Origin of the sequence: Flavobacterium celericrescens, assembly GCF_011392075.1 — a bacterium.
GTDB lineage: Bacteria > Bacteroidota > Bacteroidia > Flavobacteriales > Flavobacteriaceae > Flavobacterium > Flavobacterium celericrescens.
Map to the genome: position 1 here is coordinate 401,330 of NZ_JAAJBV010000002.1, position 23,164 is coordinate 424,493.

Consider the following 23,164-nt stretch of genomic DNA (forward strand, 5'->3'; position numbering starts at 1 on the left):
TTATTTAGCTGATTCATTTTCTCTTTCAAAGAATTTCATCATAAACCATTGATTACTAAAAGATAAACACTATTTACTTGTTGGAATTTTAGCTATTCCAAAACACAAACACTTATGCTGAAATTCACAGCAGTTATTAATTATCAATAGGCATTCAAAATTATATTATTCAACTTTGTGCTACAGTGAAATAATCCATAGCGCCTTTAAAATTCATATTTTTTTTCTAATTACACCCCAAAATAGCATTTATACCCAAAAATCTATTCACTGAAATGAACTAAATGAATACTAATTTTAATGCAATGATTTATGGAAAAGAAAATTACCTCAACTACAAGCCATTTTCTATGGGCAATTTTATTCTGGTACTGTGGACAAATTGTATGTTACTCGCAAACCTTAATAACTTCACAAGGATTTGACAGTAGTGCTGCTGACACATGGAATTATACGAGTTCTATAAATATGGGTACCATTGGAACAAATACATCCCGATTTGTTTCAACACCTAACTCATTGCGCTTTGGCGGTTCTAATTCATCAATTGTTGGGCTTTTATTTAATGACCCTACCATTTCGTTTACTAATACAAATATTAGCGCGTATACTAATGTAAAGGTAACCTTACATTTTTCTTGTGACGGAACTCCAGATGATAGTGATGATTTTTATTTAGACGTTTCCTATAACAATGGTCTTACCTATACCTCAACAAAATTAATTGATGGAAAAAATGACACATCAGACAATTTAGCTTTTTCTCATTCGGCCGCTGCTGGAATTACAGTTGGTTCTTCATACACATTAAATATTCCAAATGGAAATACACAAGTTTTAGTAAGAATACGATTTGATGAAAGAGATAACCAAAGCAATACAGGAGATTATTATTTTATAGACAATGTAAGTCTATCTGGCACTCCTATTGGGAGTTTTATTAATGTAACAGGAACAAATAATAATGTAGTATCATACAATTCATCTGCTATCACAACAAATGGGACCGACTTTGGAACTACACAGATTGGAGCTACTCCAATTATTAAGACTTTCACCATTAAAAACATAGGCTCAAACACTATTAATTTATCAGGTAGTCCAACTGTTCAAATAAGTGGAAGTAGTGCTTTTAGTGTGTCTAGTTTTCCTTCAAGTACAATTAATAGCGAGGCTTCAACCACGTTTCAAATCACTTTCAATCCTATAACATTAGGCGTGAAAACCGCTACTGTTTCCATTTCAAGCAATGCTGATACAAATAACCCCTATCTTTTTGAAATAAAAGGCGAAGGTATTCAAACCTTTTTTGACAGCGATGACGACGCAGTATTTGACAACATTGATATTGATGATGATAACGATTGTATTCAAGATGCTACAGAGGAAAGTAATTGTAACTTAATGAATGGTCCAAAAGTAAATTATAAATTTTTACATGAGACTTTTGGTACAGGAGCTAGAACAACAATTAATACTACCTATAATGCTATTACAACCTATTGTTATGAAGATGGTACAGCAGGAATAAATACACCTGAGTGTCCAAATTTAAGTACAGTAGATTTGAATGATGGTAAATATACTGTTGGGTCCTCAGCACAAATTGCTTCATGGGCAGCAGCATATTGGCATCTAGGAGGTGATCATACAGGAGATACCAATGGAAGGATGGCGATTTTTAATGCTTCATACACACCTGGTATTTTTTATACTGCAACCATTTCTGGGGCATTACCAAACATTCCTATAACATATAGTTTTTGGGTTTTAAACCTAGATAGAACAGATGCTCCAGGGATTGCCACCAGATTGAGACCGGATGTAAGAGTAGAATTTAGAGATATGAATGATGGTTTAATAACTTTCATAGAAACTGGAGATATTACACCTACCACCGCTGGTAATTTGGCTGGAGATTGGCAGCATTTTACAGCAGATTTAGTACTAAACGTAAGTGCTTTCAAAGTAATTTTTATCAACAATGAAACAGGAGGTACTGGAAACGATTTAGCCTTAGATGATATTTTAATATCTCAAACTTTATGTGACTTAGATAGTGATGGAGTAGCAGATGTATTCGACTTAGATTCTGATAATGATGGCTTACCAGATATTGTTGAAGTAGGTTTAGGAAATCTAAGCGAAGGCAAAGCCTATGTAGTAAATTGGGTTGATGCAAATTCAAATGGAATGCATGACATTGCTGAATCTCAATTGGTTCCTGATACTGATGGTGACGGAGTTCCAAACTATTTAGATTTAGATAGTGATAATGATAGTATTTTTGATGTAGACGAATCATGGGCAGAAAACATTAATGCTTATGTAGGCTATGAAAATGGAGATGGTGATATCGATGGCGATGGAACTGGCGACGGACCAGAATCTGAAACATTTAGAAACAAAGACACTAATGCTGATGGCAATTTAGAAGGCTTTGGAGATGGAATTCTTGATATTTATGATTATAATTTTAATGTTTATGGTAATTTGGATCAAGGTACTACTATTGCCCCATTTCTAAATTATGTAATTGACACTAATGGAGATGGATTTCCAGATTATATTGACTTAAAATCAAATGGTAGTAACTTTGATATTTTACCAACTCTTTATGCTAATTTAGACACAAACAGTGATGGTATAATTGATGGCACTACTGACAATGATAAAGATGGAATCATTGATAATTTTGATACAAATGATAATCAATTTGGTTCTCCAAGAGATTTAGAGCGCAAACTATTTTTATCTTTTGATGGAAGAAATGATTATGGTGCAGATGTTTCTCTACTTGGCGGTTGGCAGAATGCTTCGCTAATGGCGTGGATTAATATAAACAGCTTATTTAATTCTGAAGGTGTTGTTGTAGGTCAAGATAAATTGAAATTAGTTATAGATAGTGCTAAAAAATTAAAAGTAATTGCTAATGGAACTGTTTTACAATATGACAATTTCTTATCAGACTCGCAATGGATTCATGTAGCTGCTGTTTATGACGGTACAAATGGCTTCCTACATCTATATGTGAATGGTGAAAAAATAAAAAGTACTTCAATCTCAGGTGCAATAAATGCCGATGCCTCTTTATTCACCATTGGAAAAAATCCAATCTCAAATTCTCAATATTTTAAAGGAAAAATTGATGAAATAAGACTTTTCAACATAGCTTTATCAGATGCACAATTACAAAAAATGATTTATCAGGAAATTGGTAATAATGCTGGGCAAGTGAGAGGATTAATCATCCCAAAAGATATTCCATCGTTACCTTGGGCTAATTTGATTCGATACTTTAAAATGGATAATTACAAAGATGATATTATTGATAATCATACCACAGCCACCATTGACACAGCAATAGGAGCAACAATTTATAATGTAAAAACTATAAAATATCAAGAAGCTCCAATGCCATTCATTACAGAGCAAACAGGTGATTTTCCTACTGCTGTGCATTCAACAATTAAAGAAATTAGAGGTATTGATGCTGAAGAATATGATTGGTCAATAATACATGCCAAACACAATATAACAACTACTTCTAATAACATTGATTTAGGTTTATTAATTGATCCAAACATAACTATAATCATGCAAGGAGATTCAAAACTCCAAAATGATTGGTATTTAAAACTAGATGGAAAAATAGATTTACAAGGAAGATCACAACTTCTTCAAACAACTGATAGCGATTTAGACCCTTCAAGTATTGGAATTTTAGAACGTGACCAACAAGGAACAGGTAATAAGTTTAATTATAACTATTGGTCATCACCCGTAAGTTCTATAGTTTCAACAACTGAAAATAATACTGGTTTTACAATAGCCAATGTTTTAAAAGATGGTACTAATCCTAATAATCCTCAACCAATTGCGTGGATTAATGGTTATGATGGTTCTTCAAACCCATTACGATTGGCTAAATTTTGGTTAAATAAATTTACAAATCTTACACCAATTTATGCCAATTGGCAACAAATTAATGAGAACTCAACGCTTTTAGTTGGTCAAGGATTTACAATGAAAGGAAGTGGTATTGCAATAGCTCCAGCTATAGTTCCTCAAAATTATGTTTTTTCAGGAAAGCCTAATAATGGCGTTATAAATCACGCTGGAATACAAATAGCGCCAAATAACATTTTATTGACTGGAAATCCATACCCATCAGCACTTGACGCAAATGATTTTATTTTGGATAATTTAGGTTACATCACTGGAACATTATACTTTTGGGAGCATTATCCATCAAACAATACCCACGTCTTGGCAGGTTATCAAGGTGGATATGGAGCAAGAAATCTTGTAGGCGGAATTGCTCCTATCGCACCAGCATTAATTAGTGGAACTGGATCTAGTTCAAGAATTCCAGGAAGAGAAATTCCTGTTGCGCAAGGCTACATCATAAAAGGCAACAACACTGGAGGACAAATAACTTTTCAAAACAGCCAAAGAGATTTTGTAAAAGAAAATGAAGTTGATTCCAATATAATGTTCAAAGGTACTATTAAAGAAAATAAATCCGAAAACACAATCACCTCACAATCTACAGGATTTGCAACTGTAAGATTAGGCTATACTGGTTGTACCAATATGCACAGACAGCTATTACTAGGTTTTATGAATCAATATGCTGATGACAACTATAACCCAGGATATGATGGAGAAATATTAGACCCACAACCAAATGACATTTATTTTCCATTGGGTAATATCAATCTTATTATTCAAGGAGTTGGTTATTTCAATAATACAAACATATATCCATTGACTGTAATTAGTAATCAAACTGGATTAGTGAAATTCATGATTGATAATTTAGAAAACTTTGATCCCAATCAACCTATCTACATTCATGATAATTTAACAGATTCTTACTATGATATTAGAACTAATTTATTGGAAATAACTATTCCTGCAGGAGTAATTGCTTCGCGATTCAGTTTGCGCTTTTACAACCCTACATTATCAACTGATTTAAATACTATTGACGACCAACTTACTGTTTATTATGACAATGAAACACAAGAAATTAAAATAAATAATTCTTTAAATAATGAAATCATAAATGAAGTTAGTCTCTTTTCAATATTAGGTCAAAAAATTGAAACTTGGAAAATTGTCAATCAAAATCAACAACAAATTACAATCAAGACAAAAGGATTAAGTAAAGGTATCTACATTGTGCAAGCTAATTCGATAGATTCAAAACATTTTAGCAAAAAAATAATAATCAAATAATATTATAAAGAATCTCAGCATGTTCTGAGATTCTTTATTTACCATCATTTTCTATTTTAAGTTCAAAACAAATAGGCTACTTTTGCATTCTAAAATCAAAAGTCATGAAATCCCTATACTTTTTCTTGTTATTTGGATGTATTCATTCCGTTTCGGCACAACTAAAAACCATTAGCGATAAAACCACTTATCCTTTTTGGATTAATGTACCCGAAAAAGAAAGTACTGAAAAACAACCTATTTTAATTTTTCTGCACGGAAAAAGTCTTTCTGGAACCGATTTAAATCGAGTAAGAAGATATGGCGTACTTCGCGCTATGGATAAAGGAAGAAAAATTCCTGCCATTGTAGTAGCACCTCAACTCGCAAAAGGAAGCTGGAATCCAGATAAAGTTTTAGAAGTTTTAGAATATGTACAAAAAAATTACAATACCGATTCAACTCGCGTATATGTATGTGGTATGAGTTTAGGTGGCTACGGAACCTTGCATTTTGCTGGAAAACATGCAGATAAAATTACGGCAGCTGTTGCTATTTGTGGTGGCGGAAATGTAAGCGATGGTTGCAAATTAGCCACTATTCCGCTTTGGATTCAACATGGTGATAAAGATTACATTGTTCCTATGTCAGAATCAGAAAAAGTAGTGAATGCTATTCGAAAGTGTAACGAAAAAGCCAAGCTAATATTCACTGTTATAAAAGGAGGAAATCACGGAAGTGTAGAGAATATTTTTCATCAAGATGCTATGTATAATTGGTTATTCGAACAAAAAAGAGAATAAACCATTACCTTTGCCTCATGAGCATTACCTTATTATCATCACCTTTACAAGGATTTACCGATTTTAGATTCCGAAACGCCTTTCACAAACACTTTGGTGGCATCGATACTTTTTATTCGCCTTACATTAAGTTGAATGGAAAATTGGCGGTAAAAGGTTCTTACGAACGTGATATTCTTCCTGAGAACAATTCAACTTTAGAAGTTATTCCGCAAATTATTACGAATGATGCTGAAGAATTTTTATTCGTTGCTAAATACGTACAGCAATTTGGATACAAAGAATTGAATTGGAACTTAGGTTGTCCCTATCCAATGGTGGCTAAATGCGGTATGGGTTCGGGATTGATAAGTAATACTTCGCAAATTGAGCACATCTTAAAACGTGTTCATAATGAAACCGACATTATTGTTTCGATGAAAATGCGAATGGGTTATGAAAATCCAACCGAAATTTTAGATGTTTTCCCCATTTTAGAACAATATCCAATTAAAAACATTGCAATTCATGCTCGAATTGGCAAACAATTATACAAAGGTGGTGTCGATTTAGACTCGTTTCAGAAATGTTTAGACACCTCAAAACAGAAGCTTTATTACAATGGCGATATTACATCGGTAGCTAAATTCAAAGAATTACAAGAACGCTTTCCTTCAATTGATCATTGGATGATTGGCAGAGGTTTAATTGCTGATCCGTTTTTACCTTCAATGATTAAAAATAACACTACAGAATATCCTAAAAATAGATTGGAGCTTTTTGAAGCTTTCCACGATGAAATCTACAGAGAATATGATGCTTATTTACAAGGTCCAACACCTATTCGCATGAAAATGCTTGGTTTTTGGGAATACTTTTCAGAATCATTTTCCAATCCACAAAAGACATACAAAAAGATTAAAAAAGCGGGAAATAGTAAGAATTACGAAGCGGCTGTGAAAGAGATTTTTAAAAACGGGTAAGTCTATATTTTAAATTTATTCCCTAACTTCTTCCCTATCAAATAAGCCATTCCAATTCCTAAAATCAAAATCCAAAGATTCATAAAAATATAAAACGTGTAAGCAATTGGATTTTCGGTAGAATTGAAGCAATAACTATCAATTAGAAAACAAAATTGCGTGGTTTCTTTTGAAAACTGTGACAACGCAAAACTCATCAAAAAAGTAATTCCAATCGCCGAGAAAATATAAACTACGGTTTTATTCATCGGTTTTTTGCCGGTTGGAGCAAATACATTGCGTTCTGCTTCAGTACGTTTGTTGTTCTGAAGTGACCAAATTACTTTTTTAGCTTCGTCGTCTACATTCATATCAAAAATCAATTACAAGTTCAAGGACAAAGTTCAACTATTATTTATTGTAATAAAGTAACTAATGTTGCAAAGTCCACTTTTTGTTGTTCGCCAGTAGCTAAATTTTTCAAGCCAAATTCTTCACGCTCCATTTCCGATTCTCCTACAATTACTGCAAATGGAATTCCTCTTCTATCAGCATGTTTGAATTGTTTGTCGATTTTTGATTTATCTGGATATAATTCTACTTTGATTCCTTTTTGACGTAATTTTCCGATGGCTTTCATCGCGTACAACGCTTCTTTATCACCAAAGTTTAAGAACAATGCTTTTGATGTGGCTAAAACAGCTTCTGGAAACAAACCTACTTCTTCCATTACCAAAGCAATTCGGTCTAAACCAAATGAAATTCCTACACCCGACATGTTTTTCAATCCAAAAATACCCGTCAAATCATCATAACGTCCACCGCCACCAATCGAACCCATAGCAACACCTTTTGGTGCAGCGACTTCAAAAATAGCGCCTGTGTAATAATTTAAACCACGAGCTAACGTCACGTCTAAATCCAAGAAAGCAGTTTGCAAACCTAAAGTCGTAACGTTATCACAAATGAATTGCAACTCGTTTACGCCTTTCATTCCTTCTTCTGAATTCGCTAATAAATTCGCTAATTTTTCTATTTTTTCGTTGATAGTACCAGTGAAATTGAACAATGGTTGTACTTTTTCAATCGCCGTTTCCGAAATGCCTTTTTCTAACATTTCTTTTTTCACGCCGTCCTCACCTATTTTGTCTAATTTATCTAAAGCTACCGTAAAATCAATCAATTTATCCGAAGCGCCAATTACCTCAGCAATTCCTGATAATATTTTACGATTGTTAATTTTAATCGTAACGCCACCTAAACCTAACTGACTAAAAACTGAGTCATACAATTGCACCAACTCCACTTCTTGCCAAAGCGAATTCGAACCCACCACATCCGCATCACATTGATAAAACTCTCTGAAACGTCCTTTTTGAGGTCGATCCGCACGCCAAACGGGTTGAATTTGGTAACGCTTAAACGGAAACTCAATTTCGTTCTGGTGTTGCACCACATAACGCGCAAAAGGAACGGTTAAATCGTAACGAAGTGCTTTTTCAGAAATTTGTTTTGTTAAATCTTTACTATCAACATTTTTCAACCATTTACCTAAAGTATTCTCAACCAAATTATCTATGAGACTTTGTAATTTTTTATTATTATCAAAATCATATTCACCAACTACATTACTTTTTTCCTCAAATAACTGATTTAATAAATTTGAATTTTTTAAAAAATCAATCTGGTCTTCTAATAATTTTTTTAAAGAATCATTATAAAAATCTTGAATTTTATATTCTTCATTCTTAGTTTTATTAACTTCTTCAACTATAAAGTCAATAAAATCTTTAGATGTTAGAATTTCTTTAAATCTTTCAACACTATTTAAATCAGAATCTTTATAAATTTCCTTAATTACTCGAGAAAAAACGACCTTAAAATAAACAGCTAAAGCTCTATTAAAAGTAGAAAAATAATCACCCGAATTCAAAATCTTAAAAATCAGTCGATCGCCTTCTTCCCCATATTTTCCCATTAAGGTTTCTGAATTTTCAAACGAAGGCGTTTCAATAGGTTGAAAGCCAAATTTCTCAAAATTGGTTTTTATCGTACTGAAAATATAATTGCGTTTCGCCACTTCTGCTGGTGAAAAATCTCGAGTTCCTTTTGGTATGCTTGGTTTTTGTGCCATTTTTCTAATGTGTCAATTTGAAAATGTGTCAATAAGACAATTCTGTTTTTTTGCAATGCAAATATCGGATATATTACTGACTTCAAAAAATTATAAGACTAATTACTAGTTACTTTTTACTAATTACTTTTTTAATGTAACAAAATAAATAATTTGTAGTCTTATAGTCATGGTAGGATTATTTAAGGAAAATACGAAAATTGCGCTTGATTCTATTAAAAGTCAGGCTTTGCGAACTTCATTAACAGTTTTAATTATTGCAATTGGAATTTGGGCTTTGGTGGGTGTATTAACATTGGTTACCGCTTTAGAAAATTCATTGTTGAATAATTTTGCATCAATGGGATCGAATACTTTTTCTATAAGCCAATACGATTTTTCTTCAGAAATCAATCAAAATGACGCAGAACAACGTGTAAATCCTATCATTAGCTATCCACAAGCAAAAGCATTTCAAGACAAATATAATTTTCCGTTTACTTCTACCTCATTGTCTTTTACGGCGGGTTCAGCCATTGAAGTAAAATACCAAGACAAAAAAACCGATCCAGAAATTTCTGTAGTAGGTATTGACGAAAATTTTTGCCCAAATAAAGGTTTGGAAGTAGTAAAAGGAAGAAACATGAATTCTTTTGATGTTGCAAACAACAACTACGTTTGTATTTTAGGTTCTGATTTTGAAAAAGGCCTGTTTGCCAATTTGAATCCGATTGATAAAATCATTTCGATTCGTGGTGCAAAGTTTAGAGTAATTGGTGTTTTAAAAGAAAAAGGTTCCACATTTGGCAATAGTCAAGATTTACGAGTTTTGATTCCTACCCAAGTGGCGCGTTCGCTTTTTTCGGCACCAAACATCAATTATGATTTAGATGTGATGGTAAACAACGAAGCCTTATTAAATGAAGCAGTTGACGACGCAATCATCACCATGCGAAGAGTTCGAAAACTGAGTCCAGTAGAAAAAGACAATTTTGGAATAGAACGTAGCGATGATTTAAGACGCACTTTACTTGAAGAAGTAGAGTTTTTGAGTATTATTGCTTGGGTTATCGGATTGCTAACTGTTTTTGGTTCTACAATTGCGTTAACTAATATTATGCTAGTTTCTGTAACTGAAAGAACACGAGAAATTGGTGTTCGAAAATCTTTAGGAGCAAAAAAATCAACTATTGGATGGCAATTTTTAACAGAAACCTTTGTAATTAGCCAACTGGGTGGATTACTCGGATTAATTTTAGGAATTGGTACAGGATATTTAATTGCTTCTTTACTTAAATTTGAATTCAGCACACCATGGTTAGCAATTACTGCTACGATAATTACCACAATTTTAGTTACCATTATTTCTGGGTTGGTTCCAGCTTTAAAAGCCGCTAAATTAGATCCAGTAGAAGCGTTGCGTTACGAGTAATTTAAACGCAAAGACGCAAAGTTTTACGCAAAGTTCGCTAAGGAGTTTGTGTAATTTGTGTTAGGTTAAATCGAACATCTAATCATTCTATCATTACCATACATATCTTTTTTCAATTCGATATTTTTGAAACCTAAATTTTGTAATAATTCAACCGTTTCTTTTCCTAAATATTGATTGATTTCGAAGAACAATAATCCGTTTGGAGACAAGTTTTTTAAAGCTAATTGTGCAATTTTTCTATAAAAAAGTAAAGCATCTGTATCTTCTACAAACAATGCTAAATGCGGTTCGTAGTCCAAGACATTTTTCTTGATTTCTTCTTTTTCCAAATTACGAACATAAGGGGGATTTGAAACGATAATATCAAAATGTTGATTTAAATCTTCAACTTCTAAAATATTGGCTTGAATGAAATTGATTTCTACTTTATTTGATTCGGCATTTCTTTTGGCAACTTCTAATACTTTTTCGGAAACATCAATAGCTGAAACATTGGCTTGTGGTAAATTAGCTTTTAATGAAATGGGAATACAACCTGTTCCTGTTCCAATGTCGAGAATGTTTAGGTTGGAAGCTGGAAGTTGGAAGCTGGAAGTTTCTTTAAGAATGAATTCGACAAGTTCTTCTGTTTCTGGTCTTGGAATTAAGGTATTTACATTGACTTCAAATTTTAAACCATAAAACCAAGCTTCACCCGTGATGTATTGAATGGGTTTTTCTTGTTGTAAATCCACTAAAATAGCATTCCATTTTTGAACTTCTTCGTCCGAAAGTTCAAAATTGGAATTCAAAGCTACATCTACTCGTTTTAAATTATGCAAATATTCAGTTAAGATGAAAAAGAAACTTTCGATTTCTTGTTCATCTTGGATATTTTTTAACGAATCGAAAAAATGGGTTTTGTATTGTTTTAGTAGCATAATTTTTAAACTAATTTCTTCGTCATCCAAACTTCACAACTACTGTGTCCTGTATTTCCCATTGGAGCACAAATATTTTCAAATCCTATTCTTTTGTAAAGTTTTTGAGCTGCTGTCATGAACGATAAAGTTTCTAAATAACAGATTTCATATCCTTGTATTTTTGCAAATTCTAGACATTTTTCGATGATTTTTTCGGCAAAACCTGTTCCTCTAATTTCAGGTGCAAAATACATTTTTTGTAATTCACATACAGAAACATTTCCATTTTCTAAAGATGCCACACCGCAACCTCCAACAACTTTCCCTTCATTTTCCACGACATAATATATAGAACGTGGTGCTTGATATACTTCGTATAACGTATCCAAAATAGGGTCAGCATAAGCTGTTCCTACTTTTGGTGCGTCTAATTCATGGAAAATAGCACGAATTACCTTAGCAATTGCTTCATTATCTTTTTGTTGGATTTCTCTAATTAGCATAGCATTTTTATTGTTGGGTAAAAGTACATAAATTGATAGAATCGATTATTAACTCTATCTTAAAAATACTACTTTTGTATTATGACGACGCACGAATTTTACATGAAACGCTGTATTGAACTCGCTAAAAATGGTTTAGGAACTACTTATCCTAATCCGTTAGTAGGAAGTGTGATTGTGCACGAAGGTAAGATTATTGGCGAAGGTTGGCATAAAAAAGCAGGCGAACCACATGCGGAAGTCAATGCGGTAAACTCTGTAAAAGACAAATCATTATTGAAAGGAGCTACGATTTATGTGAGTTTAGAACCGTGTAGTCATTTCGGAAAAACACCTCCTTGTTGTGATTTGATTATCGCAAATGAAATTCCGAATGTTGTGATTGGAACCGTTGATCCCTTTGCAAAAGTGGCTGGAAATGGCATCAAAAAATTAGTCGAAAGCGGTAGAAACGTAACCGTTGGCATTTTAGAAGACGCATGCAACGAACTCAACAAACGTTTTTTTACTTTTCATCAAAAACAAAGACCTTATATTATTTTGAAATGGGCTGAAACCGCTGATGGCTTTATTGCTCCGATTTCGAGAGAAGAAAAAAGTCCGGTTTGGATTACAAATCAATACTCAAGACAATTGGTTCACAAATGGCGCACGGAAGAACAAGCGATTTTAGTGGGAACAAATACGGTTTTAGACGATAATCCGAAATTAGATGCTCGTGATTTTTCAGGAAATAATCCAATTCGAATTGTATTAGATAAATCCGGAAAAGTTTCAAAAAATTACAATGTAAAAGATAATTCACAAAAAACAATTTTCATTACAGCAACTGAAAATTTTTCAACAACTGAAAATTGTATCTATGAAAATGTTATCTTTGGTAAAAGCCTTGTTCATTCTATTGTATCAATATTGTACAAACATGAAATTCAATCGATTATAATTGAAGGTGGTTTAAAAACCTTACAAAGTTTTATAGACGCAGGAATTTGGGACGAAGCAAGGATTTTTAACGGACAAATAAAATTTCAAAACGGAACAAATGCCCCAAAGTTAACTGGATTTCCAGTAAACCGTTTTGACATAATGGATGACCAACTTAAAATTATCAGAAATTATGATTGAAGCAATTATTTTTGACTTTGGAGATGTCTTTATCAATTTAGACAAGCAAGCGATAGATACCGAATTTAGAAAATTAGGCTTAACCGCTTGGCACGAAGATTTAGACGCTTTAAACAAAAAGTATGAACTCGGAAAAATTGACGAATTAGAATTTATGTCTGGGTTTCAAAAACACTTACCTGATGCAGATTTAATAAGCATTAGAAGTGCTTGGAATTCAATTCTAGGTGATTTTCCATTGTATCGATTAGAATTTTTACAAATGATTTCATCAAAGTATCGCTTGTTTCTTTTAAGCAATACCGACCATACTCATATTGAAAAATTTGAGCACAAAGAAGGACAAACTTTTGCCCGCGACTTTTATAGTTGTTTTGAAAAAGTATATTTTTCGTATGAAATTAAACTTAGAAAACCAGAAGAAGATGCTTTTAAATATGTGATAAACAATCATAATTTGAATCCTAAGAAAACATTATTTATTGATGACAAAAAAGAAAACACAGAAGTTGCTGAAAAACTAGGACTTCAAGTTTGGAATCTAGAAGTAGGAAAAGAAGATGTAGTAGATTTATTTTCTAAAAAATTTAGCTTTTAATTTTGACAACAATAATTAACGATACTTATAAAACCATTACAGCTGCTTCCGAAGAAATTTTATTTAAAGAAAAGAACAGCAAATTCTTTGGCTATGCATTTCCAGTAACATCTGAAGAAGAAGTTAAAGAAATTTTAGACCAATTAAAAAAAGAACATTTTTCAGCAAGACATTGGTGTTATGCTTACCAAATTGGAACAGAAAAAATTCAATATAGAGCGAATGATGATGGCGAACCAAATAATAGTGCTGGAATGCCTATTTATGGTCAAATACAATCTTTTGAAGTAACTAATATATTAATTGTAGTTGTTCGCTATTTTGGAGGCGTAAAATTAGGCGTTGGCGGATTAATTTCAGCTTATAAAACGGCGGCGCAAATGGCTATGGAAAATGCTACTATTATCGAAAAAACAATTGACAAGCATTTTATTATATCATTTGGTTATGCACACATGAATAAAGTGATGCGAATTATCAAAGAAAAAAATCTACAAATTGTTTCACAAAAAATGGAAATGGATTGTGAAATTGAGATTGCAACCCGAAAAAAAAATGCCCAAAATCTATTGGACACTTTTGAAAATTTGTATGAAGTAAAATTGATTGAAAAATAGCTTTTTACAACGCATTTATTTTTTCTGAAACATAGCTTGGTGGCACCATTGGACGCCCAGATTTCATGTCTACAAATACTAACATTGAATAACCGGTTGTTAATAACTCATTTGCTTCATTGTATATTTCATAGTCAAATTCTATCTTCACTGAAGTCTGACTTTTGAAAATTGTTTTTACCGTTAATAAATCATCATACCTTGCAGGCTTTTTGTAATTCATTGATAACGAAACAACAGGAAGCATCACTCCATTTTCTTCCATCCATTTATAAGAAACTCCCATATTTCTTAGCCATTCCACGCGTCCCATCTCAAAATACTGTGCATAATTACCATGATAAACCACTCCCATCTGATCGGTTTCTGCATAACGTACACGAACTTGAAATTGATATTCTCTCATATTAAACTGATATTAAATTAATCTTAAAAAATTATTAAAATGACTTACAATATTTTTTTTAAAAAATCAATAGCAAAAAAATTTTTTTTAAAGAAAATTGTTCACATATTTGCTATCCCAAAGAATAAAAAAAGAACCCCTATTCTTTTTTGTAAGATAACCTATACAAAACAAAAAAACAACTATTAATAAGAATAGAATTTATGACTAAAACTGCGCAATCGGTATGGAATAACTGTCTGTCTTTCATAAAAGACAATATTCAAGATCAAGCCTACAAAACTTGGTTTGAACCTATACAGTCAGTTGAGCTAAACGATAACGCGTTGTCTATTCAAGTACCTAGTAAATTTTTCTACGAATGGTTAGAAGAACACTATGTAAAATTATTAAAAGTAGCTCTAACCAAAGAATTGGGTCCGAGTGCAAAGTTATTGTATAAAATTAAAATGGAAAACACTTATGGTAATAAACTTCCGTTTACAGAGCAAATTCCAAGTTACAATAGAACTGCGGTAAAACCTCAAGAAGTTGATGTTCCAATTGTTAATAAAAATCCAGAACTTAAAAACCCATTTATCATTCCTGGCATTCGTAATTTAAAAATCGAATCACAGTTAAATGCAAATTATAGTTTTGATAATTTTTTAGAAGGAGATTCAAACCGTTTAGCACGTAGTGCAGGTATGGCAGTTGCTAACAAACCTGGAGGAACTTCGTTCAATCCATTATTAATCTTTGGAGGTGTTGGTCTTGGAAAAACACACTTAGCACACGCTATTGGAGTGGAAATCAAAGATAAATATCCAGAAAAAACGGTTTTATATATTTCTGCTGAAATTTTCACACAACAATATATTGATTCGGTTAAGAAAAACACACGTAACGACTTTATTCACTTCTATCAATTAATTGATGTTTTGATTATTGATGACGTTCAATTTTTATCTGGTAAATCAGGAACGCAAGATGTTTTCTTCCACATATTTAATCATTTACACCAAAATGGAAAACAAGTAATTCTTACGTCTGATAAAGCACCAGTAGACATGCAAGATATTGAGCAACGCTTATTATCTCGTTTTAAATGGGGACTTTCGGCTGAGTTACACCAACCGGATTATGAAACGCGTATTTCTATTTTAAAAAATATTTTATTTAGAGATGGTGTAGAAATGCCTGATGAAATTATTGAATATGTAGCAAAAAACATCAAATCAAATGTTCGTGAATTAGAAGGCGCAATTATTTCTTTAATCGCTCAGTCTTCTTTTAATAAACGTGAAGTTACAATTGATTTAGCGAAACAAGTTGTTGAAAAATTTGTTAAAAATGTAAAACGTGAAATTTCGATTGATTATATTCAAAAAACAGTTTCTGATTATTTCCAATTAGATGTTGAAACTTTGCAATCTAAAACAAGAAAACGTCATGTAGTTCAAGCTAGACAATTGGCCATGTTTTTTGCAAAAAAATTCACCAAAGCTTCATTAGCTAACATTGGTTCTCAAATTGGAGACAGAGATCACGCGACCGTTTTACATGCATGTAAAACAGTTGATAATCTTGTAGCTACAGATAAACAATTTAAAAAGTTTGTTGACGATATCAACAAAAAACTATCACTGTAAAATGTCGGTTAAAATCTTAATGGTTTGCTTGGGAAATATTTGCCGTTCTCCTTTGGCAGAAGGTATAATGCGTTCCAAACTTACAAAAGATTTCGTAGTTGATTCAGCTGGAACTGGAAGCTGGCATGCAGGCGAATTGCCCGATAAGCGTTCAATTTCTACAGCAAAAAATAGAGGGTTAGACATTACTAACCAAAGGGCGAGACAATTCAAAAAAAGTGATTTTGATATTTTTGACCATATTTTTGTAATGGATAATTCTAATTACAAAGATGTTTTGGCATTAGCTCCAAATGAAGAAGCAAAATCTAAAGTAAAATTAATTTTAAACGAACTTTTTCCTGGTGAAAACGTTGATGTTCCAGACCCTTATTATGGTGGTCAAGACGGATTTGAAAACGTTTTTGATATGCTAGATCAAGCTTGTGAGGAAATTGCAAGAAAACTTAAGCTTTAAAACTATGAAATCAAATTCTTTAGGCAAATTATACTTAATTCCTTGTACACTATCGAATCCTGGAGAAACTACAGTAGTACCTGAAGATGTTTTGCCACACACCATCAAAAGAACAATTGATTTTATAGACACTTATATTGTTGAAAACGAAAAAACTGCTCGAAAATTCATAAAAAGCATTCATCCAGAAAAGAAACAACCTGATTTAAAAATTTCTGTATTAAATAAACATACTGAAATAACAGATCACTATGAATTCATAAAGCCTTTGCTAAATGGTGAAAATATAGGTTTAATGAGTGAATCAGGATGTCCTGGTATAGCTGACCCTGGTGCTGCAATTGTAAAAATAGCTCATGAAAAAGGCATTCAAGTAGTACCTCTAGTTGGTCCAAGCTCTATTTTATTAGCTTTGATGGCGAGCGGAATGAACGGGCAAAGTTTTGCTTTTAACGGCTATTTACCCATTGATAAAAATGATAAAAAACAAGCATTAAAAAGTTTTGAACGTTTGTCGCAAGAAAAAAATCAAACCCAATTATTTATTGAAACACCCTACCGAAACAATAAACTAATGGAAGATTTATTACAAATCTTACAGCCAAGCACTTATTTGTGTATCGCTTGTGATATTACTTTACCAACCGAATACATCAAAACGAAAACAGTAAACGAATGGAAAAAAGAAAAGGCCGATTTACATAATCGACCTTGTATTTTTATTTTGCACAAAATGTAATTATTCTAAATTCACTTTTGCATTTGAATCTGCCTTAATATGCGAAATATCGTATCCTGAAAATTTTCTGATATAACTTGATAATGATGTTCCAAAACCATCTTTAAAACCATTACGCCCATTACTTCTCAAGTATTTTTTTACCGAACCAGCACCTCCTAAATGAGCAGCGGCAATTAATCCAGATTCTGTAATTTCTACACCATTAATAATTCTTCCAGAATATTTTGCAATTTCTTTGCGTAATTCCCATTTATTACGTGCAATTAATGCTTGAAAAGCCTTGTCTTGCCATGCAGCATTTCGTAAAAATTCTTGAAAATCATAAATACCTACAGTACGTAGTGCACTTTTACCGAATTGATATTTACCCATATATCCGTAAGGATTCACTAAGTGTAACATACCTCTTGACTCTTTGTAAGCCATTTTTTGAGCAAAACCATGAAATGTTTTACCTACATGTGGAACTTTTAAAACCACCACATCTTCATTTTCATATTGATTAGGAACATGATATAACATCACTTCGTTGTCCGCTAAATGAAAACCTTCAATTTTCTCAGTTTCTATAGTTATAAAACCTGATGAAACTACTAATACTAGGAGTGTCAATCCTAAAATGTATGACCCTTTTTTTATCATGAATTGTTATTTCTCAGCGTCTGTCACCCATCTGAAATTACCGGTACAAAGATACAAAAAAAATTATAATATTGATTTACAGCTTGTTAATAATATCTAAAAGTAGATAAAATGCGCTTTAACTCCGTTAAAATCATCATATTGCAAAGTTGGAGCAGGCACTTTTATGGTGTTAAAAACTGAAAAAAGTGTCTTTAAAAAATGGGATTTTGTTTGAATTTTGGTTAAATCAACATCAAAACTCAAGTAAAATTGACGGTACGGATTTTGCAAAACACTATTTTCAATAGCTTCTGTATCGTTTCCATACAACATACCTTCACCACCATAACCAAATGCTAAATTTAACCATTTAGGAAAAAATGAATCTTTAGTAAAAGAATGAATATTAAAAGACAACCAATAGGTTTGACCATTATAATCTTTTAAAATTTGCTCATTTAAAGCAGCACCTAACGCTTCCGGACGTTGTGAAGCGAATTTGGTCTGATGGAAAGAAAATTTAGGAATAATTCGTTGTTCCTTCCAAAGTAATTCTTGAGAAACATAAAGAGCCGTACCCGTTGCATTAGCAATTATATCACCTGAAGAAGCTCCCCACTCCTGCGAAAAACCATCAAATGTTTCAACCACAGTTAAAAAACCAAATCCTAATGTTGCTCCATAAACTAATTGCTCATTTTTAGAAGCACCACTCCAAGACAATAATTCTGCGCCAACTCGACCTAAATGATAAGACGAATACACATGTCCAATCTTATCCAGTTGAAGCCATTGTTTATTATCATTAATAAAATGGAAATTGGTTTGCGGATAATCTTTGTACCAAATTTGATTCAATCCCACCAAAGTAGTTCCTAAAGCAACCGATTCACCAATATAAACTCCGGTCTGTCTAGCTATATTTAATGAATCTGAAGGGTTTAAAAAATCTTCAAAATTAGATTGCGCCTGACTGAAAACTGAAAACAGCAGCATAAAAGACAACAATCTAATCCTTACCATAGGATCAAAATTATAATTTTATACCTAATTTATTTACCCATTCTGCATATTTTCTAGCATTTACCATGTGTGCTTCATATGTAGTTTCAAAAGCATGATACCCAGGTCTATTTGGATCTGCACAAAAATAAATATAATCATGTTTTTCAGCATTCAAAACAGCATCAATAGCAGAAATGTCTGGCATTGCAATCGGCCCTGGAGGTAATCCTTTATTAATATAGGTATTATAAGGCGATTTTACAAAAAGATTACTTCCTCCAACTCTTTTTATAACTTGGTCGAAGTCACCCGATGTTTCTTTAATTGCATAAATTACTGTTGGATCAGCTTGCAAAGGCATGTCTTGATTAATTCGATTCAAGTAAGCTCCAGCAACACGAGGTCTTTCATCAGCTTTTACAGTTTCTTTGTGTACAATTGAAGCCAAAGTATATACTTGAGCGGGTGTCATATTTAATACTTTAGCTTTTTCTAAACGCTCATTTGTCCAGAATTTTTTATGCTCTTTTGCCATTTTATCGGCAATTTTTTTAGCTGATGTATTCCAATAAAATTCATACGTATTCGGAATAAAAAGCGTCAAAGCCGTTTCTTTAGTTAATCCGTTCTCTTGTAAAAAAGTATCGTTAGTAAATGCTTGATTTAACGCTAAAGTATCTGGTTCTAATTGAGTTGCTAATCGTTGTACGAGTTTACCTAAAGTTTCTTGATTATTAAATGCAACATTAACAGGAACATTCAAACGTAAACTTCTAACCATATCAAAGCTAGTCATCTCTTTCTTGAACAAGAACTTCCCTGATTTTACATTAGTACTATAATTTCTGGAAGTAGCCACAAAATCAAATTTTTCAAAATCTTTTACTAATGGCGATACAATTTCTTTTACTTGTTCATAAGTTGCATCTGTAGGAATATATACAAATACTTCATCTTGAGAAAATTGTGTGTTTGGTGTAAAAGCTTTTAAATACACATAAACACCAACTATTGTAGCAATTACAATTCCAGCTACAGCAACTATTGAAATTAGTTTTTTTACGTTCAAAGGAAATTTATTTTAATTGTTATTTTATTAATTGAAAAAGTAACTCGTCTTTATAGTTGTTATTGACTTTAATCCAATCTTTTTTTGTTCCAATTTTTTGAAAGCCAAATTTAGTAAAAAGTTGCAAACTAATTTCATTATCACTTCCAATATTTGCATACAATTGATGCAATTGCAATTGTTCAAAAGCATAATTAATAATAAGTGCTAATGCTTCTGAACCTACACCTTTATTCCTATTGGATTCATTACTTATTAAAATTCCAACTCCTGCTCTATTGTTTTTTGGATCAAAATCAAATAAATCAATTAATCCAATAGCTTCAAAGGAATTTTTAAGACAAATTGCCATTCGCAACTGTTTTGCTTCGTAAATATCTTGATGTGCATTTTCTAAATACTGACGAATTAAAAAACGACTATAAGGCGTTTGCGTATTACTCACTTCCCAAACCGATTCGTTGTTTTCTATAGCATAGACAAACTCTAAATCTTCGGGTTCGAGTGCTCTTAAATAAATTGTATTTCCTGTTAGTGTAGTCATTTTGAAAATCAAGTTCAAGTTCAATTACAAGTTCAAAAATCTTTAATCTGCAATCATAAATTTATTCTTCCTTCAAAAACAAAAGTCGCTGGTCCAATTAGAAAAACATTAGAATATTTCCCGTTATTTACATCAAATTGTACTTTTAACTTTCCGCCTTCAACGTTTAAATCGATAATATTATTATTTGTTTTTCCGGTTTGATGCATTGCTATTGCAACCGCTGTAACGCCTGTACCACAAGATAATGTTTCATCCTCTACACCGCGCTCATAAGTGCGAACTGCAAAAATGTCATTTTCTAATTGGTGTACAAAATTAACGTTACTTCCGGCATTTCCATACAAATTGGAATAACGGATTTTTGCACCCTCAGATTTTACATCTAATGACTCTAAGTCATCAACTATTTGCACATGGTGAGGTGAACCTGTATTCAAAAACGTATAATTTTCTTGTTGATTTACTGTATCAACATCTTTCATTTGTAATGCAACTATTCCGTTTTTATCAATCGTTGCAAAATGATAACCATCAACAGCTTCAAACTCCGCTTTGTTTTCGATAACACCCATTTGTTTTGCAAAAGCTACTAAACATCTTCCACCGTTTCCACACATAGAACTTTCGTTTCCATCGGAATTGTAATACACCATTTTAAAATCATATTGTGGATGATTTTCTAACAAAATCAAGCCGTCAGCGCCTACTCCAAAACGTCTGTCGCACAATTTTTCGATAAGTTTAGTATTATTTTTTGGGAAAAATTCAGTACGATTATCAATCATAACAAAATCGTTCCCTGTTCCTTGATATTTATAAAATGTGAGTTGCATTGCATAATTAATTTATACAAAAGTACGAATTATTAATAAGATGTTAAACATTGTTAACCGAGCGTTAAAGTGATTTATGGAATAAAATTTGTTTTTAATTTTGAGTAAATAAAAAATTAATAGATATGAAAAAATTTGGAAGTTTATTTTTAGTATCGCTCTTGAGCGGAGCAGTAACGTTAGGTGCTTACAAATTCTTTTTAGAACCAAATAACGCAGGAAAATTAACACTTGCATCACCTAATTATGCCAAAAACGTAAGTTTAGGCGCAGAAAACATAGATTTTACAACTGCAGCCGAAAACACAATTCATGCTGTAGTTCACGTTAAAAACAAAACTGTTTCAAAAATTCCGAGTAGTCCGTTTATGGAATTCTTCTATGGCTATCAAGGTGAACGTGAGCAAACACAAATTGGAACAGGTTCGGGAGTTATTATCACCGAAGATGGTTATATTGTAACTAACAACCACGTTATTCAAGATGCTACCGAATTAGAAGTTACGCTGAATAATAATAAATCATATATTGCAAAATTGGTTGGAACCGATTCCAAAATGGATATTGCCTTATTAAAAATTGATGCTGAAGAAAAACTTCCTTTTGCGGTTTTTGGAGATTCAGACGGTATAAAAGTTGGCGAATGGGTTTTAGCTGTTGGAAATCCGTATAACTTAAACTCAACTGTAACTGCTGGGATTGTTTCAGCAAAGGCAAGAAACTTAGCCAATGATGGCATTCAGTCTTTCATTCAAACTGATGCTGCTGTAAATCCGGGAAATAGCGGAGGTGCTTTGGTAAACACTAGAGGTGAATTAATTGGAATAAACACTATGATTTCTTCACCAACAGGAAGCTATACTGGATATTCTTTTGCAGTTCCTTCTAATATTACTAGAAAAATAATTGAAGATTTAATGCAATTTGGAAACGTTCAAAGAGGTGTTCTTGGGATTGAGGGTGGCGAACTGAATTCAAATTTTGCTAAAGAAATTGGTATTAAAGAGACTCAAGGATTTTACATCAATAAAGTAACTAAAAATTCTGGAGCAGAAAAAGCAGGTTTAACCAAAGGCGATATTATTGTACAATTGGATGATAAAAAAATAAATGGTTTCGCTGAATTAACAGCTTACATCAATACAAAACGTCCAAATGACGTAGTTCAGGTTAGTATTTTAAGAGATGGAAAACAAAAAATAGTTCCTGTAAAATTGACAAAAAAAGAAATCTTAAACTATGAATTCAACGGAATTGAATTTGAAGATATTGATGCATCTGACAAAAAACAATTAAACATCAAGGAAGGAATTAAAATTAAATCCATTTCAAACCCAGAATATGCAGAATATAAAGACATACTCGAAGGAGCTGTTATTTTGAACATTGACGGACAAAAAGCAAAAGACATGGAAACTGTTTCAAGTTATTTAGCCAAAAAAGAAAATCAAAAAGCGCGCTATCAAATAATTACAAAAACAGGTCAAATGTATAGCATTATAATGTAGTTATTAATTCACACTAAGTTACAAAACCAGTCGATTAAAAAAGACTGGTTTTTTTTATGTAAAAAAATTTTACGAAAACGTT

21 protein-coding genes are annotated in these 23,164 nt (G+C 32.3%); 11 read left to right on the forward strand and 10 right to left on the reverse strand.

Annotated features, from left to right (window positions below; genetic code table 11):
- The first annotated feature begins 312 nt into the window (after positions 1-312).
- The 3 genes from G4L40_RS04635 (at position 313) to G4L40_RS04645 (ending at position 6,988) form a co-directional block, all read left to right on the forward strand.
- On the forward strand, positions 313-5,244 hold the full coding sequence (locus G4L40_RS04635) for a LamG-like jellyroll fold domain-containing protein (RefSeq protein ID WP_166235974.1): 4,932 nt from the start codon (positions 313-315) through the stop codon (positions 5,242-5,244).
- 104 nt (positions 5,245-5,348) lie between these two features.
- Complete coding sequence (locus G4L40_RS04640; protein WP_166235975.1) at positions 5,349-6,026, forward strand: carboxylesterase family protein; 678 nt, start codon at positions 5,349-5,351, stop codon at positions 6,024-6,026.
- 17 nt (positions 6,027-6,043) lie between these two features.
- Complete coding sequence (locus tag G4L40_RS04645; RefSeq protein WP_166235976.1) at positions 6,044-6,988, forward strand: tRNA dihydrouridine synthase; 945 nt, start codon at positions 6,044-6,046, stop codon at positions 6,986-6,988.
- Positions 6,989-6,990: 2 nt separating this feature from the next.
- Here the strand turns inward: G4L40_RS04645 and G4L40_RS04650 are convergent, their stop codons facing one another.
- Both G4L40_RS04650 and hisS read right to left on the reverse strand, forming a co-directional pair.
- Positions 6,991-7,338 (reverse strand): hypothetical protein, encoded by a 348-nt coding sequence (locus G4L40_RS04650; RefSeq protein ID WP_166235977.1) that lies wholly within the window; start codon positions 7,336-7,338, stop codon positions 6,991-6,993.
- Positions 7,339-7,382: 44 nt separating this feature from the next.
- On the reverse strand, positions 7,383-9,101 hold the full coding sequence (gene hisS, locus G4L40_RS04655; protein ID WP_166235978.1) for a histidine--tRNA ligase: 1,719 nt from the start codon (positions 9,099-9,101) through the stop codon (positions 7,383-7,385).
- 169 nt (positions 9,102-9,270) lie between these two features.
- Between hisS and G4L40_RS04660 the strand changes: the two genes are divergently transcribed.
- Positions 9,271-10,512 carry an ABC transporter permease gene (locus G4L40_RS04660; RefSeq protein ID WP_166235979.1) on the forward strand — a complete coding sequence of 414 codons (1,242 nt, stop codon included), beginning with the start codon at positions 9,271-9,273 and terminating at the stop codon, positions 10,510-10,512.
- Between the two features lie 65 nt (positions 10,513-10,577).
- On the opposite strand, the gene prmC is transcribed toward G4L40_RS04660, so the two are convergent.
- Together prmC and G4L40_RS04670 are read right to left on the reverse strand one after the other, a co-directional pair.
- Positions 10,578-11,435: a peptide chain release factor N(5)-glutamine methyltransferase gene (gene prmC, locus G4L40_RS04665; RefSeq protein ID WP_166235980.1), complete on the reverse strand. Its 858-nt coding sequence runs from the start codon at positions 11,433-11,435 to the stop codon at positions 10,578-10,580.
- 5 nt (positions 11,436-11,440) lie between these two features.
- The gene (locus tag G4L40_RS04670) at positions 11,441-11,920 is read right to left on the reverse strand and encodes a GNAT family N-acetyltransferase (RefSeq protein ID WP_166235981.1); all 480 of its coding nucleotides are present in this window, start codon (positions 11,918-11,920) and stop codon (positions 11,441-11,443) included.
- A gap of 81 nt (positions 11,921-12,001) precedes the next feature.
- Here G4L40_RS04670 and ribD point away from each other — a divergent pair, with 81 nt between their 5' ends.
- The 3 genes from ribD to G4L40_RS04685 are packed head-to-tail and all read left to right on the forward strand — an operon-like array spanning position 12,002 to position 14,260.
- Positions 12,002-13,045, forward strand: coding sequence for a bifunctional diaminohydroxyphosphoribosylaminopyrimidine deaminase/5-amino-6-(5-phosphoribosylamino)uracil reductase RibD (ribD, locus tag G4L40_RS04675; protein ID WP_166235982.1), 1,044 nt, complete (start codon positions 12,002-12,004; stop codon positions 13,043-13,045).
- Complete coding sequence (locus G4L40_RS04680; protein WP_166235983.1) at positions 13,038-13,643, forward strand: HAD family hydrolase; 606 nt, start codon at positions 13,038-13,040, stop codon at positions 13,641-13,643. Before ribD ends, G4L40_RS04680 begins: the two co-directional genes overlap by 8 nt.
- Before the next feature lie 2 nt (positions 13,644-13,645).
- The gene (locus G4L40_RS04685; RefSeq protein WP_207785325.1) at positions 13,646-14,260 is read left to right on the forward strand and encodes an IMPACT family protein; all 615 of its coding nucleotides are present in this window, start codon (positions 13,646-13,648) and stop codon (positions 14,258-14,260) included.
- A gap of 4 nt (positions 14,261-14,264) precedes the next feature.
- On the opposite strand, the gene G4L40_RS04690 is transcribed toward G4L40_RS04685, so the two are convergent.
- A complete protein-coding gene (locus G4L40_RS04690; RefSeq protein ID WP_166235984.1) occupies positions 14,265-14,666 on the reverse strand; it encodes an acyl-CoA thioesterase in 402 nt (133 codons plus the stop codon).
- A gap of 203 nt (positions 14,667-14,869) precedes the next feature.
- On the opposite strand from G4L40_RS04690, the gene dnaA reads away from it, so the two are divergent.
- The 3 genes from dnaA to G4L40_RS04705 are packed head-to-tail and all read left to right on the forward strand — an operon-like array spanning position 14,870 to position 17,493.
- On the forward strand, positions 14,870-16,297 hold the full coding sequence (gene dnaA, locus G4L40_RS04695; RefSeq protein WP_166235985.1) for a chromosomal replication initiator protein DnaA: 1,428 nt from the start codon (positions 14,870-14,872) through the stop codon (positions 16,295-16,297).
- A 1-nt stretch (position 16,298) separates the two neighbouring features.
- A complete protein-coding gene (locus G4L40_RS04700) occupies positions 16,299-16,754 on the forward strand; it encodes a low molecular weight protein-tyrosine-phosphatase (RefSeq protein WP_166235986.1) in 456 nt (151 codons plus the stop codon).
- A 4-nt stretch (positions 16,755-16,758) separates the two neighbouring features.
- Positions 16,759-17,493 carry an SAM-dependent methyltransferase gene (locus tag G4L40_RS04705; protein WP_166235987.1) on the forward strand — a complete coding sequence of 245 codons (735 nt, stop codon included), beginning with the start codon at positions 16,759-16,761 and terminating at the stop codon, positions 17,491-17,493.
- Here the strand turns inward: G4L40_RS04705 and G4L40_RS04710 are convergent, their stop codons facing one another.
- From G4L40_RS04710 to dapF, 5 genes are all read right to left on the reverse strand, one after another.
- Positions 17,494-18,138 carry a peptidoglycan-binding protein LysM gene (locus G4L40_RS04710; protein ID WP_166235988.1) on the reverse strand — a complete coding sequence of 215 codons (645 nt, stop codon included), beginning with the start codon at positions 18,136-18,138 and terminating at the stop codon, positions 17,494-17,496.
- Between the two features lie 96 nt (positions 18,139-18,234).
- Positions 18,235-19,143 (reverse strand): DUF2279 domain-containing protein, encoded by a 909-nt coding sequence (locus tag G4L40_RS04715; protein ID WP_166235989.1) that lies wholly within the window; start codon positions 19,141-19,143, stop codon positions 18,235-18,237.
- Between the two features lie 10 nt (positions 19,144-19,153).
- Positions 19,154-20,194, reverse strand: coding sequence for an endolytic transglycosylase MltG (gene mltG, locus G4L40_RS04720; protein WP_166235990.1), 1,041 nt, complete (start codon positions 20,192-20,194; stop codon positions 19,154-19,156).
- 19 nt (positions 20,195-20,213) lie between these two features.
- Positions 20,214-20,738, reverse strand: a complete 525-nt coding sequence (locus G4L40_RS04725; RefSeq protein WP_166235991.1) for a GNAT family N-acetyltransferase — start codon at positions 20,736-20,738, stop codon at positions 20,214-20,216.
- 53 nt (positions 20,739-20,791) lie between these two features.
- Entirely contained in the window at positions 20,792-21,574 is a 783-nt protein-coding gene (gene dapF, locus G4L40_RS04730) for a diaminopimelate epimerase (protein WP_166235992.1), read from the reverse strand.
- A 125-nt stretch (positions 21,575-21,699) separates the two neighbouring features.
- On the opposite strand from dapF, the gene G4L40_RS04735 reads away from it, so the two are divergent.
- The gene (locus G4L40_RS04735) at positions 21,700-23,082 is read left to right on the forward strand and encodes a Do family serine endopeptidase (RefSeq protein WP_166235993.1); all 1,383 of its coding nucleotides are present in this window, start codon (positions 21,700-21,702) and stop codon (positions 23,080-23,082) included.
- Positions 23,083-23,164: the final 82 nt, after the last annotated feature.

Bases quoted from the DNA above. Each gene is read 5' to 3' on its own strand.
- G4L40_RS04635 (WP_166235974.1), top strand. From the start codon at position 313: ATGGAAAAGAAAATTACCTCAACTACAAGCCATTTTCTATGGGCAATT.
- G4L40_RS04640 (WP_166235975.1), top strand. From the start codon at position 5,349: ATGAAATCCCTATACTTTTTCTTGTTATTTGGATGTATTCATTCCGTT.
- G4L40_RS04645 (WP_166235976.1), top strand. From the start codon at position 6,044: ATGAGCATTACCTTATTATCATCACCTTTACAAGGATTTACCGATTTT.
- G4L40_RS04650 (WP_166235977.1), bottom strand. From the start codon at position 7,338: ATGAATGTAGACGACGAAGCTAAAAAAGTAATTTGGTCACTTCAGAAC.
- hisS (WP_166235978.1), bottom strand. From the start codon at position 9,101: ATGGCACAAAAACCAAGCATACCAAAAGGAACTCGAGATTTTTCACCA.
- G4L40_RS04660 (WP_166235979.1), top strand. From the start codon at position 9,271: ATGGTAGGATTATTTAAGGAAAATACGAAAATTGCGCTTGATTCTATT.
- prmC (WP_166235980.1), bottom strand. From the start codon at position 11,435: ATGCTACTAAAACAATACAAAACCCATTTTTTCGATTCGTTAAAAAAT.
- G4L40_RS04670 (WP_166235981.1), bottom strand. From the start codon at position 11,920: ATGCTAATTAGAGAAATCCAACAAAAAGATAATGAAGCAATTGCTAAG.
- ribD (WP_166235982.1), top strand. From the start codon at position 12,002: ATGACGACGCACGAATTTTACATGAAACGCTGTATTGAACTCGCTAAA.
- G4L40_RS04680 (WP_166235983.1), top strand. From the start codon at position 13,038: ATGATTGAAGCAATTATTTTTGACTTTGGAGATGTCTTTATCAATTTA.
- G4L40_RS04690 (WP_166235984.1), bottom strand. From the start codon at position 14,666: ATGAGAGAATATCAATTTCAAGTTCGTGTACGTTATGCAGAAACCGAT.
- dnaA (WP_166235985.1), top strand. From the start codon at position 14,870: ATGACTAAAACTGCGCAATCGGTATGGAATAACTGTCTGTCTTTCATA.
- G4L40_RS04700 (WP_166235986.1), top strand. From the start codon at position 16,299: ATGTCGGTTAAAATCTTAATGGTTTGCTTGGGAAATATTTGCCGTTCT.
- G4L40_RS04705 (WP_166235987.1), top strand. From the start codon at position 16,759: ATGAAATCAAATTCTTTAGGCAAATTATACTTAATTCCTTGTACACTA.
- G4L40_RS04710 (WP_166235988.1), bottom strand. From the start codon at position 18,138: ATGATAAAAAAAGGGTCATACATTTTAGGATTGACACTCCTAGTATTA.
- G4L40_RS04715 (WP_166235989.1), bottom strand. From the start codon at position 19,143: ATGGTAAGGATTAGATTGTTGTCTTTTATGCTGCTGTTTTCAGTTTTC.
- G4L40_RS04725 (WP_166235991.1), bottom strand. From the start codon at position 20,738: ATGACTACACTAACAGGAAATACAATTTATTTAAGAGCACTCGAACCC.
- dapF (WP_166235992.1), bottom strand. From the start codon at position 21,574: ATGCAACTCACATTTTATAAATATCAAGGAACAGGGAACGATTTTGTT.
- G4L40_RS04735 (WP_166235993.1), top strand. From the start codon at position 21,700: ATGAAAAAATTTGGAAGTTTATTTTTAGTATCGCTCTTGAGCGGAGCA.